Source organism: Arthrobacter sp. Leaf69, from assembly GCF_001422645.1.
Lineage (GTDB): Bacteria > Actinomycetota > Actinomycetes > Actinomycetales > Micrococcaceae > Arthrobacter.
Map to the genome: position 1 here is coordinate 69,632 of NZ_LMLR01000014.1, position 12,980 is coordinate 82,611.

Sequence of the window (12,980 nt, forward strand, 5' to 3'; positions counted from 1 at the left end):
CTCCGAAGGGATCATGTTGCTGGCCTGACACGCAAAAACGGCCCTCCCGGCCCACCGCAAGCGCGAGGCTGCGGCAGGCCGGGAGGGCCGTTGTGGTGCGTAGGGAGGCGTGTGGCCTCCAGCGCGTGGGACCGGGGACTTACGCCTCCAGGACCACCGGGATGATCATGGGCTTGCGGCGGAGCTTGCGGTTGACCCAGGTGCCCACCACGCGGCGGACAACCTGCTGCAGCTGGTGTGTGGTGTGGTCCGTGCGGTTGAGCACGGCTTCTTCCAGGGCTGCGTTGATCTTGGGGATGATCTCGTCGAAGACGGAGTCGTCCTCCGCCACGCCGCGCGCGTGGATCTCGGGGCCGGAAACCACCTTGCCGGTGGCGCGGTGGATCACGGTGATGATGGAGATGAAGCCTTCGTCGCCGAGCGTCTGGCGGTCCTTCAGGTCCGCTTCCGTGACTTCGCCGACGCTGGAGCCGTCGACGTAGACAAAGCCGACTTCCACCTGGCCGACGATGTCGGCCTGGTGGTCCCGAAGGTCGATGACGGTGCCGTTGTCCGCGAGCAGGATGCTTTCCTCGGGGACGCCGGAGTCCAGGGCGATCTTGCCGTTGGCGATCAGGTGGCGGGTTTCCCCGTGCACCGGCATCGCGTTGAGCGGCTCCAGGATGTTGTAGCAGTACAGCAGCTCGCCGGCGGCGGCGTGGCCGGAGACGTGCACCTTGGCGTTGCCCTTGTGGATGACGTCGGCGCCGAGTTTGAGCAGGCCGTTGATGATGCGGAAGACGGCGTTCTCGTTGCCCGGGATCAGGCTGGAGGCGAGGATGACGGTGTCGCCCGGGCCGACGACGACGCGGTGGTCGCCGTTGGCCATGCGGGACAGGGCCGCCATCGGCTCCCCCTGGGAACCGGTGGACATCAGGACCACGCGGTTGTCCGGCAGGTTGTCGATGTTCTTGATGTCGACGAGGATGCCCGGAGGCACGTCAAGGTAGCCGAGCTTTTCCGCGATGGCCATGTTGCGGACCATCGAGCGGCCAACGAAGGCCACCTTGCGGTTGTGGTTGGCGGCGGCGTCGAGGACCTGCTGGACACGGTGCACGTGCGAGGAGAAGGACGCGACGATCAGGCGCTTGGAGGCCTGGCCGAAGAGCCGGTCCAGGGTGGGCCCGATCTCTTTCTCGGCGGTGGTGAAGCCCGGCACGTCGGCATTCGTGGAGTCCGACATGAACAGGTCGACGCCTTCTTCACCGAGCTTGGAGAAGTGGCGGAGGTCGGTGATCCGGCCGTCCAGCGGCAACTGGTCCATCTTGAAGTCGCCGGTGTGCAGAACCGTGCCGCCGGAGGTGCGGAGGAAGACGGCGAGGGCGTCGGGGATGGAGTGGTTGACGGCCACGAATTCGCACTCGAACGGACCGAACTTCTGCACCTGCCCCTCGGTGACGGTCTGGGTGACCGGCTTGATCCGGTGTTCCTGCAGCTTCGCCTCGATGAGGGCCAGCGTCAGCCGGGAGCCCACCAGGGGAATGTCGGCGCGCAGGCGCAACAGGTACGGAACGGCACCGATGTGGTCCTCATGGCCGTGGGTCAGGACGACGGCGACGATGTCATCCATGCGGTTCTCGATGTAGGAGAAATCGGGCAGGATGAGGTCGACGCCGGGCTGGGTCTCTTCCGGGAAGAGGACGCCGCAGTCGACAATGAGCAGCTTGCCGTCGATTTCGAAGACGGTCATGTTCCGGCCGATCTCCCCGAGGCCGCCGAGCGGAACGATCCGCAGGGTGTCCTTGAGCAGTTTCGGCGGCGTGACAAGGCCGGGAAGGGCGGTTTGGGTCATAATGCACTACTTTCCAGGCGGTTGCCGGCCTGGCCTTTACTCATCAGGATCAAACCCCTGATCAGGAAAAGACCATTCCGGCTTCCGCCAAGTCCTCGCGGATGGTTTCGATCTCAGCTTCGTCCGGCTCCACGAGGGGCAAACGGACAACCGAGTTGGGCAGGACTCCCTGCCACTTAAGAACTTGCTTCGCAGCAACAGCACCCTGGATATGGGTCATCACTGCACGGACCACGGGGTCCAGTTCGAAATGTATGGTGCGGGCGGCGGCGAAGTCGCCCGCAAGTGCGGCGTCGATCATGGCGCGGAACTGCCGCGTCGCGACGTGCGCGGAGACGCTCACGAGTCCGGCGGCGCCGGCTGCCATCCACGGCAGGGTCAGCCCGTCGTCGCCGGAATAGACATCGAGGTCAGTGTTGGCGAGCACCCGGGTCACGGCGGCGAAGTCGGCCTTCGCGTCCTTGAGCGCCACAATGTTCCGGTGCTCCGCGAGCCGGATCATGGTTTCGGGCAGGATCGGGACGCAGGCGCGGCCGGGGATGTCATAGACCATCACGGGAAGATCGGCGGCGTCGGCGACGGCTTCGATGTGGGCCTGGATCCCGGCCTGGCTGGGCTTGTTGTAGTACGGGGTGACGATCAACTGGCCGTGGGCCCCGGCTTTGGCGGCACGCTTGGCCATCTCGATCGAGTGCGAGGTGTGGTTGGTGCCCGTTCCGGCGATCACCTTGGCGCGGTCCCCCACTGCCTCCACGACGACGCGGAAGAGCTTTTCCTTCTCATCGTCTTCCAGCGTGGAGGTTTCCCCGGTAGTGCCGGAAATCACGAGGGCGTCATGGCCGTCGTCGACGAGCTTGGTGGCCAGCTCCGCGTTCTGCTGGTAATCGACCTCACCGTCGGACGTGAAAGGCGTGACCATGGCGGTCACGAGGGATCCGAACGTGAAAGAGCGAGTGCGAGAGTCAGCCATATGAAAAACGTTACCCTGTCCCCGGCGTGATCGGACAATGACGGCGACGTGATGAAGATCAATCCCGGACCGGATCCTCAGCCGGAGGCCGGCCGGCGGAGTGCGGGCCCGGGCGACTCATGCCTGGCGTTCGTCGGCGTATCGGCCAAGGACGTCGTGCTGCAGGGTCGCGGTCAGCACCTCGGTCCCCGTCCCGGCGGCCTGCCGGATCACGCGCCCGTCAGGTCCCCAAAATCCGCTCCCGCCGGCCGAGGGCCCGAGTTCAGTGGTGCCGCCGAGGTTGGCCAGCACTCCGTACATCCGGTTGTCCATGGCGCGCGCGCCGAGGTGCAGGGCCAGCCTATGGTCCTCACCGGCGGTGTAGAGGGCCGAGACGGCATAGATGTCGGCGCCTGCCGCCGCACCCTCGCCGGCATGTTCCGGGCGGGAGGCGTCCCGGCAGATGGCCAGGGCAATCTTCCAGCCGTCGACGCCCAGGATGATCGTGCGGTCCCCGGGCCGGAAGGCGTGCCGCTCCGCGCCATGGAGCCAGACTTTGAAGCAGGCCTGCAGTTCTCCGGTCGGGTGCAGGGCGAGCGAGGCCAGGCGGGGCGTGCCGTCAGCTTCGCGGAACGGGGCCCCGACGACCACGGTGATCCCGGTCCGCCGGCAGATTTCGCGCAGGCCGTCGAGCCGGGGGTCCGCCGCACTCACCCACCGCTCCGGGTCCGCCAGCGCTTCCAGCCCGTAGCCGGTCAGGGAGAGCTCAGGGAACACCACCAGCCGGGCGCCGTGGCCGTCCGCGTCTTCGATGAGGCGGATGTGCTCCAGGACGTTGGCGGGAATGCCGCCCTCGAGAGCCGTGTACTGAATGGCGGAAAGCGTCAGTGCGGTAGTCACCCTGCCATCCTAGACGCGGCCTACGTGGCCGGCGCGGCGCCGCCGGAAGGTGCGGCACAGTAGCGGCTCACGGCATGCTCCCGCAGGCCCTCGGCCCACGCCGCGAGCCGCTGGGCAGCCCGCACGTAGTGGAACAGTTCGCCGGGAGTGAGCGCATCGAGTTCGGTCTCGGCCAGCCGGCGGGCAAGTTCGGCGCCCGGCGCCTGCGCCGACAGGACCGTCCCCTCTTCGCGCCACTGGACGTCCTCCGCCGGCTCGCCGGCGACGAGTTGCCGGAAGAGGAAGTCCACGACGCCGGGACTCATCGCCTTGAGCACACCGGGGGTTTCGTCCGGCCGCCGTGCATCCAAGGGCTGTGCGGGTTCTGGTGGGTTGTTCATGACGACATAGTATTCGAACATATATTCGAACACAAGGACCTGTGCAGCTCCTGTGAACACCGCCGGATCTGTTCCTGACCGCAGCCCGCCGGCGCGTCTCATGAGACGATCGGACGATGACGTCGCGCGGAACAGCCTCCACTTCACGGCCCGCAGCAGGCAAGCTCGCTGGAACGCGGTTGTCCGGCATCGACGCCGCCCGCGGCCTGGCCCTCCTGGGCATGATGGCCACGCACGTCTTCCCGACTTTCGAGTCCAACGCCCACCTCACCCCCACGTGGACGGGACTCGTGTTTTCCGGTCGCGCCTCCGCCCTGTTCGCCGTCCTCGCGGGAGTCGGGCTGGCCCTGTCAACCGGCAAGCAGCAACCGCTCCACGGCCCCGCCCTGTGGGCGGCCCGCCGGGGCGTCGCGCTCCGGGCCCTGGTGATCGGCGCCGTCGGGCTCTCCCTTGGCGGGCTCGAGGTGAACATCGCCATCATCCTGGTCCACTACGCCGTGCTGTTCCTGTGCGTGCTGCCGTTCCTCGGGCTGGACGTCAAACACCTTCTGGTGCTGGCCGCCGGCTGGGTGCTGGTCAGCCCGGCTGTCGCCTTCCTGCTGCGGCCTTGGCTCCTCACCGCCGAGCCGCCCCTGCAGCTGGGTCACAACCCCCTGCGGGAGGACCTGTCCACGCCGGCCGTCCTGCTCGGGGACCTCTTCCTGACCGGCTATTATCCCGTCCTGCAGTGGATTACGTATCTGCTGATCGGCCTGGCGATCGGCCGGCTCGCCCTCACGTCGGCATCGGTCCCGGTCCTGCTGCTGGCGGTGGGATCCGCGGTGGCGGTCCTTGCCAAGTGGCTTAGCGTCGTGATGATGGAGGACTGGGGCGGCCGGGCGGCGCTGCAGGCCACACTGCTGGATCCCTCGTACCCGCTGGAGAGCCTCCTGCAGGTCAATCTGGCCGGCGTAGACCAGACCGGTTCGGCCTGGTGGCTCGCCTCCAGCGCCCCGCACTCGGGAACCACGCTGGACCTGCTGCACACCTCGGGGGTGGCGGCCGCCGTCGTCGGAGTCTTTCTTCTGGTGGGCCGGCTGGTGCAGCGGCCCGGGCTGGACGTGCTGCTCCCGCTGCGCGGTGCCGGTGCCATGACCTTGAGCTTCTACACGGCGCACCTGTGCGTGATGGCCTCGCTCTACGGCCGGCCGTTGCCGTCCGGATGGACAGTTGAGGGCGTCTACTGGGGACAGGCCGTGTCGATCCTGGTCTTGGGCGGCATCTTCGCGGCCCTGTCATGGCGGGGTCCGCTGGAGTGGGTGGCGCATGCGGCCAACCAGCTGGGCCGCTTCCAGCCGGCCCGCGTCCGGTAACTGCCCCGGAGTCGCCCCGGAAACGGCTCAGGCCTGGCGGGATCCCGTGCGGTACAGCCGGACGGCGTCGCGCATCGCGGCGCGCGCCCGCTTGCGGTCGCCCGCGGCGTCGTAGGCGCAGCTGAGCCGGAACCAGGAGCGCCAGTCCTCCGGCGCGGCTTCCGTTTCGGCACGGTACTTCTCGAATTCGAGGTCGGCAGCCTCGCGGACGATCCGCCCCGCAGGCGTGCGCGGCAGCGTGTCTTCCGGCAGCCCGCCCTCGGCTTCGAGGATTTTCGCCAGTCGTTCCGTCCGGGCGCCGAAAAGCAGCTCGCGGACAAGGGCCCAGGCCCCGATCACCGGGAGGAGCAGATACGCCATACCGATGGCCTTCGCCACGGGATTGGGGTCCGTCATCAGGAGCACCGCGCGCTGGAAAGACACCACGAGGTAGAAAACCAGAAGGAGCGTGACGGCGCCGACCCAGATCTTGGTGCGGTTGGCTTTGAACGCGGTCAGGACATTGGCCAAGGCGCTCAGACCCCCAGGTCCAGGTAGCCGTCCAGCCCGACAGTGAGGCCCGGGTTCGCCGCAACGCTGCGCACACCCAGCAGCACGCCGGGCATAAAGGAGGCGCGGTCGAAGGAGTCGTGCCGGAAGGTCAGCTGCTCCCCCGGCCCGCCCAGCAGGACTTCCTGGTGGGCTACGAGTCCGCGCAGCCGGACGCTGTGGACGCGGACGCCGTCGACGTCGCAGCCGCGCGCGCCAGGGCGCTCGCTGGTGGTGGCGTCGGGGCTGGCGGGGAGGCCGGCGGCCGCGCGCTCGGCGGAGATCAGCTGCGCGGTCCGCACAGCCGTTCCGGACGGGGCGTCCACCTTGTCCGGGTGGTGCAGTTCGACGATTTCGACCGATTCGAAGTAGCGCGCGGCCTTGGCCGCGAAAGCGGAGGCGAGGACCGAACCCAGGGCGAAGTTCGGCGCGATCAGGACTCCCGCGCCGGGATGGCCGGCGAGGAGTTCCTCGAGCCGGCGCAGCCTCTCCGCGTCCCAGCCGGTGGTCCCCACAACGGCATGCATGCCGTGTTCGACGGCGAAGCGGACGTTCGCTTCGGTGCTTTCGGGGACCGTCAGGTCCACCACGATCCGGGCGCCGGCGTCGACGAGCGTGTCCAGGGAATCGTTCCGGCCCAGCGCGGCGACAAGCTTCAGGTCCGCGGCGGCCTCGACGGCCTGCACCGCCTCGGCGCCCATGCGCCCGTTCGCGCCCAGCACGGCGACTGCGAGTTGTTCGGTCATGCCATCAACCCTACCGCCGGGGCGGGTGCCGCCTTGAACCGGCGGCCGCGCATGACAGGCCCTAACAGGCCCGCACCGCGGCGCTGACGCCTTGATGCGAGAGGACTATTCCCCCGCACCGACCCACTCGACCGTGCCGTCGGTGAAGAACTGTTCTTTCCAGATGGGAACCTGCGCCTTGATCCGGTCCACCAGTTCCGAGCAGACCGCGAAGGCCTGGCCGCGGTGCGCGGCGGATACGGCGCAGACCAGGGCGGGGTCGCCGATCTCCAGCATCCCGATCCGGTGGGCCGCCCAGATCCGCACCGGCTGTGCCGTGCCGCTGCCGGTCCCGCCGGGTTCTCCGGATTCGCTGCCGGTGACACCGCCGGCGGCCTGTTCGGCGACGAGTTGCGCGACGACGTCGGCCATCACCTGGTGCGCTGTCGGGTGCGCGCTGTAGCTGAGCCGCCGGACAGGTTTGCCGCCGTCGTGGTTCCGGACCACGCCGCTGAAGCTGACCACCGCGCCCGCGGTGTCGGATTCGACGGCGGCGATGGCCTGGTCCACGGAGATGGGCTCGGCGCTCAGTACCGCGTTCACCACGACAAAGTCCGGTTCAAAGGTTGATTCAGTGGCCATGGCTGCCTTCCAGCTGGTCGCACAGGTGTCCGAGGATGGGATCCAGCACGCTGAGGCCGTCCATAACGCCCTTGGGGGATCCGGGGAGATTGACGATGAAAGTCTGGCCGGCCGCCCCCGCGTGGCCCCGGCTGAGCATCGCCAGGGGGGTTTTGGCGGTCCCGGCGCCGCGGATGCCCTCCATGATGCCCGGAATTTCGCGGTCCAGCAGGGGCAACGTCTGTTCCGGGGTGGCGTCGGTGGGGCTGAGGCCGGTGCCGCCGCTGGTGATGATCACGGCCGGCGCCTGGGTCAGGAGCGCGCGCAGGGCTGCGCCCACCGCCTCGCCGTCGGGGACCACGAGCGCCGGGTAGGGCTCAAAGCCGTGTTCGGTGAGCCAGTCGATGATGACGGGGCCGGTGAGGTCCTCATAGATCCCGGCCGCGGCCCGGGTGGAGGCGATCACGACGCCGGCCTTCCGCCCGGTGGCTTCGCCGTGCCGGTGTGGTTCGGGCATGCTCATATTGTCCAGTCCCCGCTCTTGCCGCCGCTTTTGGCCAGCACCTTGATGTCGGTCAGCACCGCGTGTTTGTCCACGGCCTTGATCATGTCGTACACGCTGAGGGCGGCCACGGAGGCCGCGGTCAGCGCTTCCATCTCGACGCCGGTGATGCCGCGGGTCTTGACGGTGGCGAAGACGGTGACCGTGGTGGTGTCGAGCTCGAAGTCGACGGTGACCTTGGCGATCGGCAGCGGGTGGCACAGCGGGATCAGCTCCGGGGTTTTCTTCGCGGCCATAATGCCCGCGACTCTGGCGACCGAGAGGGCATCGCCCTTGGGCAACTCCCCCGCGCCGAGGAGGGCCAGGACCTCTGCGGTGCTGCGGACGGTGGCGGTGGCCGTGGCCTCGCGGGTGCTCTCCGCCTTGTTGGACACGTCCACCATCTGGGCCGTGCCGTCCTGCCGGAGGTGGGTCAGGCGTGGGGTTCCCGTTGCCGGGTTATCTTCATTCACAGCATCCATACTTCCACCTCGGCGCCCTCGGCGAGCGCGGAAATTCCTTCCGGGATCTGGATCAGCGCGTTGGACCGGGCCAGGGCACTGACGAGGTGTGATCCTGCGCCGCCTTCCAGCCGGACGGTGCCGTCGGGGAGGGCGGTCCCGCGCCGCACCTGGTGCTTGCCCGGCGGGGACGCCAGCGCCTGGGCCAGCCGGGCCCTCACCACGGGACGCGGCGCGGGCGAGCCGAAGAGGTCGGCCAAGGCGGGCCGGAGGAACATCTCGAAGGAAACGAGACAGCTCACCGGGTTGCCCGGGAATCCGAGGACCGGGACGCCGCCGAAGGTCCCGATCCCCTGCGGACCGCCGGGCTGCATCGCGACGCCGAGGAAGTCGACGTCGTGGCCCTCCATCGCCTGCCGCACCACCTCGTAGGCGCCCTTGCTGACTCCGCCGGTGGTGACGATCAGCTCCACGTCGGCCGCATGCCTGCGCAGCAGGGCCGCGAGCTCCTCGGGGCGGTCCGTGGAGATCCCGGTCCGGGTGACGTTGAGGCCGGCCTGGCGCATGGATGCTTCGAGCAGGGTGGCGTTGGAGTCGTAGATCTTGCCGGGGCCCAGCGGGCTGCCCGGTTCCACGACCTCGTCGCCGGTGGTGACGAGGAGGATCCGCATCGCCCGGTAGACGGGGACCTCGGTGAATCCCATGGCGGCCAGGAGTCCCAGCTGGCCGGGTCCGAGGAAGGTTCCGGCGGCGAGTGCCAGTTCCCCGCTGCGGATGTCGCTGCCCGCGTCGCGGACGAAGTTCCGTGCCGGGACGGCGGGCAGCCGGACCGTGGCCGGCACGCCGGGCGCGGGGAAGACCGCCGGCAGTGCCTGTTCGATCGGGACGACGGCGTCCGCCCCGGGCGGCATCATGGCGCCGGTCATGATCGGGGCGGCGGTCCCGGGGGCCAGTTCGGGGGGTGTGGCACCGGCAGGGACGGGCGCGACGACGCGCAGTTCGGCACCGTCGTCGGGCACGTCGGCACTGCGGATGGCGTAGCCGTCCATCTGCGAATTCGCGAACGGGGGCAGGTCCAGCGGAGCCTTGACGTCCGCCGCGAGTCCCCTGCCCAGCGCCGCGAGGAGCTGGAGCTGTTCAACCCGGTCCGGGGTGCGGAGCGGAGCCAGCAGCCGGCGGACGGACTCGCGGTGCGCTTCCACGGTGATGTGCCGTGTCTGGGTGCGGTGCATGCGTTGGTAACCCCTCGTCGTGAGCCGGTTACTGAATTTGCCGGTCCGGCTCCCTGGTCCGGCGCCTTGCCCGGCTGCCTGGCCGGGCGTGTTGCCCCGGCGCATTAGGACTTCACGTCAACTCTAACCGTGTGAAAGCCCGTGGCCCCGCTGGGCACCACCGGCGCGCGGTCCTCCACCTGCGCGGCGCCGGTGAGGTCCGTGGCGCGGACCTGGACCTCGTACTGGCCGGGGGTCAGCGGCAGGGCCAGCTTCCACTGGTACCAGGTGTCCGTGGATATCCCCGGGGCCAGCTCGGCCTGCTGCCACGCGCCACGGTTGACCCGCAGCTCCACCCGGCCGATCCCGGTGTGCTGGGCCCAGGCGACCCCGCCGAAGGCCACCGTGCCGGCGGGCACGGAGCGGCCGTCGCGGGGCACGTCGATGCGGGAGGAGGTCTTGATGGGTCCCCTCTCGCTCCAGCCGCGGGGCGTCCAGTACCCGACGTCGTCCGCGAAGCGCGTCACTTTAAGCTCCGTGACCCACTTGGTCGCCGACACGTAGCCATAGAGACCGGGCACGATGAGCCGGACCGGAAAGCCGTGCTCCAGGGGCAGCGGCTCACCGTTCATCCCGACGGCCAGGAGCGCGTCCCGGTTGTCCGTCAGCACCTCGAGCGGGGTGCCGGCGGTCCAGCCGTCAGCGCTGCGGGACAGCACCATGTCCGCGCCGTCCTGCGGGCCTGCGAGGGCCAGCAGGTCCCGGACCGGCCAGCCGAGCCAGCGGGCGTTGCCAATCAGGTCACCGCCCACCTCGTTGGAGACGCAGGCGATGGTGACGTGCCGCTCGACCAAGGGTTTGGCCAGCAGCGTGGCGAAGTCCAGCGAGACCTCGCGCTCCACGAGCCCGGTGACCTTCAGGGTCCACTGGCCCGGGTCCAGCACCGGGACGCGCAGGGCGGTGTCGATCCGGTAGAAGTCCTGGTTGGCCGTCACCAGCGGGCTCACCCCGTCCAGCCCCACCTCGGCTCCGGCCGGAATGGGCGGTGCCGGTGACGCCGGCGCGGGGAGCGCGAGCTTGCTGCGCAGGTCACTCACGACGGCGGCGGCTCCCCGGATCGTCGCGGCGAGCACGCCGGCGGCCGCGGCGACGACGGCAGTTCCGCCGAGCACCTGGAAGAAGCGGCGGCGGGAGGGAGGCTGCGCCGCGGGGGCAGGTCCTTCGGCCGGCGGCGCTGTGTCTTCGGCCGGCGGCGCTGTGTCTTCCGCTGCGGGTGCTGTGTCTTCCACTGCGGGTGCTGTGTCTTCCACTGCGGGTGCTGTGCCTTCGGCCGGGAGTCCGGCGTCGGCCTGCCACTCCCCCAGCCGGCGGATCAGCCAGCGCAGCAGGACCATGCTCACGACGGCGGCGAGCAGCGGAACGGGGACCGCATTCCCGGTCAGTTCGCTGCGGCCCAGCACGGCAGCCAGCCCCGCCACCCCGAAGACGGCGATGATGGCTACCCCGGCGAAGCGGCGCCGCAGCTCCGCGATTCCGGCCACGGCGGCCAGCGCGGCGATCACGAGCGCCATGCCGCCGAGCAGGGCGATCTTGTCCGCCGTGCCGAAGAGCGAAATGGCCCAGTCCTTGACGCCTGGCGGGACCGCATCGATCACGGCGCCCCCGACGGCAGTCACCGGGGAGAGCGAGGGACTCACGAGTCCTGCCGCGAGTTCCCCCAGCGCCAGCCCGGTACCGACGGCCACGACTCCGGCCGCGGCCGCCCAGGCAGACGCTTGCCGGTCCGTCAGGCGCGGAACCGGGGTTTGCGGGCCGGGGTTTGGCAGTGTGCCCGGCTGCCCGTGCTGGGAGGTGTTCACGCTCCCAGCATAGATTCGCGCCGCTCCGGGCGGCACCGCCCGCCGGGACCGGCGCACGACGGGGCCCAACAAGCACGACGGCGCCCAACAGGAGTGATGCCGGCGCCGAGGTGGCGTAGCCTGACTCTATGAGTGTTCAGCTTGGTATGCCCCAGCCCCGCGCGGAGGACGGTTCCGGCGCGGGCACTTCCGGCGCGCAGGTGCCCGGGCGCCCGGCCGGGATGCCCGCCGGCCTTGTGGACCGCTACGGCCGCCGCGCCACCGACATGCGGCTTTCCCTGACGGATAAATGCAATCTGCGCTGTACGTACTGCATGCCTGCCGAGGGCCTGGAGTGGTTGTCCAAGCAGGCCGTGATGTCGGCGGAGGAGATTGTCCGGATCGTGCGGATCGGCGTCGACATGCTGGGAGTGCGGGAACTCCGGCTCACCGGCGGAGAACCGCTGGTGCGGGCCGATCTGATGGACATCATTTCGGCCCTCCGCCACGCCCACCCCGACCTTCCGATTTCCATGACCACGAATGCCGTCGGCCTGGACAAAAAAGCTGCCGGGCTCAAGGCCGCCGGGCTCTCGCGGATCAACGTCTCGCTGGACTCGCTCCATGAGGAAACGTTCACCCAACTGACCCGCCGCCCCTTCCTGAACAAGGTCCTGGCCGGCGTGGATGCCGCCTGGGCCGCCGGCCTGGGCCCCGTAAAGCTCAACGCCGTGCTGATGCGCGGCATCAACGACGCCGAGTCCCCCGCCCTGCTGGCTTGGGCGCTGGACCGCGGCTACGAGCTGCGCTTCATCGAGCAGATGCCGCTCGACGCCGACCACGGCTGGACCCGCCGGAACATGATCACCGCCGCGGAGATCCGTGAGCTGCTCTCCGTCGACTACGTGCTCAGCAGTGATCCGCGGGACCGCGATGGCGCCCCGGCCGAACGCTTCGAGGTCCGGGCCCGCGTTCCCGGCACGGCCGAAGCCACCGGGCCGGTGCTCGGAACCGTGGGGATCATCGCGTCCGTGACCGAGCCGTTCTGCTCCGATTGCCGCCGCACCCGCATCACGGCCGAGGGCAAGATCATGAGCTGCCTGTTCTCCCGCGAGGAAGTGGACCTGCTGGGGCTGCTCCGCGAGGGCGCCAGCGACGAACAACTCGCAGAGCGCTGGCAGGACGCCATGTGGATCAAGCCCAAGGCCCACGGCATGGACCACGTCGGACTGGACGCCCCGGACTTCGTCCAGCCGGACCGCAGCATGAGCGCCATCGGAGGCTGAACCACCCGTGAATGTACGTTACTTCGCTGCCGCGCGCGCTGCCGCCGGCGCCGACGAGGAGCACTTCGACCTGCCCGCGGACGCCACGGTCGATTCGCTGCTGGAGGCCATCCTCGCCGTCGAGCGCCCGGAACCCCCGGCCGGAACGCCGCCGCTGGCGCGGCTCCTGTCCCGGAGCAGCTTCCTGCTCAACGAGGTGGCGGTACGGAACCGTGCGGCGACACTGAAGCCGGACGACGTCGTCGACGTCCTGCCGCCGTTCGCCGGCGGCTAGGCGAAGCGCCGGATCCCGACACTCCTCCACCAGATCTTGGGGTACCGCTGGCTGCCTGCCGCGCGTAGCTTGGAGGCATCCCC

General features: G+C 69.6%; 14 protein-coding genes. 3 read left to right on the forward strand and 11 right to left on the reverse strand.

Features of this window, described 5'->3' with window-relative positions; translation table 11 throughout:
- Positions 1–139: 139 nt before the first annotated feature.
- The 4 genes from ASE96_RS15550 to ASE96_RS15565 form a co-directional block, all read right to left on the reverse strand.
- Complete coding sequence (locus ASE96_RS15550) at positions 140–1,831, reverse strand: ribonuclease J (RefSeq protein ID WP_056432409.1); 1,692 nt, start codon at positions 1,829–1,831, stop codon at positions 140–142.
- 61 nt (positions 1,832–1,892) lie between these two features.
- Positions 1,893–2,801, reverse strand: a complete 909-nt coding sequence (gene dapA, locus ASE96_RS15555) for a 4-hydroxy-tetrahydrodipicolinate synthase (RefSeq protein WP_056432412.1) — start codon at positions 2,799–2,801, stop codon at positions 1,893–1,895.
- Between the two features lie 117 nt (positions 2,802–2,918).
- Positions 2,919–3,680 (reverse strand): carbon-nitrogen hydrolase family protein, encoded by a 762-nt coding sequence (locus tag ASE96_RS15560; protein WP_056432415.1) that lies wholly within the window; start codon positions 3,678–3,680, stop codon positions 2,919–2,921.
- A 20-nt stretch (positions 3,681–3,700) separates the two neighbouring features.
- Complete coding sequence (locus ASE96_RS15565; RefSeq protein WP_056432831.1) at positions 3,701–4,060, reverse strand: hypothetical protein; 360 nt, start codon at positions 4,058–4,060, stop codon at positions 3,701–3,703.
- A gap of 116 nt (positions 4,061–4,176) precedes the next feature.
- On the opposite strand from ASE96_RS15565, the gene ASE96_RS15570 reads away from it, so the two are divergent.
- Positions 4,177–5,412, forward strand: a complete 1,236-nt coding sequence (locus ASE96_RS15570) for a heparan-alpha-glucosaminide N-acetyltransferase domain-containing protein (RefSeq protein ID WP_056432418.1) — start codon at positions 4,177–4,179, stop codon at positions 5,410–5,412.
- A gap of 27 nt (positions 5,413–5,439) precedes the next feature.
- Here the strand turns inward: ASE96_RS15570 and ASE96_RS15575 are convergent, their stop codons facing one another.
- The 7 genes from ASE96_RS15575 to ASE96_RS15605 all read right to left on the reverse strand — a co-directional run bounded on the left by ASE96_RS15575 (position 5,440) and on the right by ASE96_RS15605 (position 11,358).
- Entirely contained in the window at positions 5,440–5,922 is a 483-nt protein-coding gene (locus ASE96_RS15575; RefSeq protein ID WP_056432421.1) for a hypothetical protein, read from the reverse strand.
- Between the two features lie 5 nt (positions 5,923–5,927).
- Entirely contained in the window at positions 5,928–6,686 is a 759-nt protein-coding gene (dapB, locus tag ASE96_RS15580) for a 4-hydroxy-tetrahydrodipicolinate reductase (RefSeq protein ID WP_056432424.1), read from the reverse strand.
- Between the two features lie 105 nt (positions 6,687–6,791).
- Complete coding sequence (locus ASE96_RS15585; protein WP_056432427.1) at positions 6,792–7,307, reverse strand: molybdenum cofactor biosynthesis protein MoaE; 516 nt, start codon at positions 7,305–7,307, stop codon at positions 6,792–6,794.
- Positions 7,297–7,809 (reverse strand): MogA/MoaB family molybdenum cofactor biosynthesis protein, encoded by a 513-nt coding sequence (locus ASE96_RS15590; RefSeq protein WP_056432430.1) that lies wholly within the window; start codon positions 7,807–7,809, stop codon positions 7,297–7,299. Before ASE96_RS15590 ends, ASE96_RS15585 begins: the two co-directional genes overlap by 11 nt.
- Entirely contained in the window at positions 7,806–8,309 is a 504-nt protein-coding gene (gene moaC, locus ASE96_RS15595) for a cyclic pyranopterin monophosphate synthase MoaC (protein WP_056432433.1), read from the reverse strand. The genes ASE96_RS15590 and moaC overlap by 4 nt, the downstream gene beginning before the upstream one ends.
- Entirely contained in the window at positions 8,297–9,520 is a 1,224-nt protein-coding gene (locus ASE96_RS15600; RefSeq protein WP_056432834.1) for a molybdopterin molybdotransferase MoeA, read from the reverse strand. Before ASE96_RS15600 ends, moaC begins: the two co-directional genes overlap by 13 nt.
- Before the next feature lie 104 nt (positions 9,521–9,624).
- Positions 9,625–11,358, reverse strand: coding sequence for a molybdopterin-dependent oxidoreductase (locus ASE96_RS15605; protein ID WP_442853904.1), 1,734 nt, complete (start codon positions 11,356–11,358; stop codon positions 9,625–9,627).
- A gap of 128 nt (positions 11,359–11,486) precedes the next feature.
- Between ASE96_RS15605 and moaA the strand changes: the two genes are divergently transcribed.
- Both moaA and ASE96_RS15615 read left to right on the forward strand, forming a co-directional pair.
- Positions 11,487–12,623 carry a GTP 3',8-cyclase MoaA gene (gene moaA, locus ASE96_RS15610; protein WP_200913075.1) on the forward strand — a complete coding sequence of 379 codons (1,137 nt, stop codon included), beginning with the start codon at positions 11,487–11,489 and terminating at the stop codon, positions 12,621–12,623.
- A 7-nt stretch (positions 12,624–12,630) separates the two neighbouring features.
- Complete coding sequence (locus ASE96_RS15615) at positions 12,631–12,897, forward strand: MoaD/ThiS family protein (RefSeq protein WP_056432439.1); 267 nt, start codon at positions 12,631–12,633, stop codon at positions 12,895–12,897.
- The last annotated feature ends 83 nt before the right edge of the window (positions 12,898–12,980 follow it).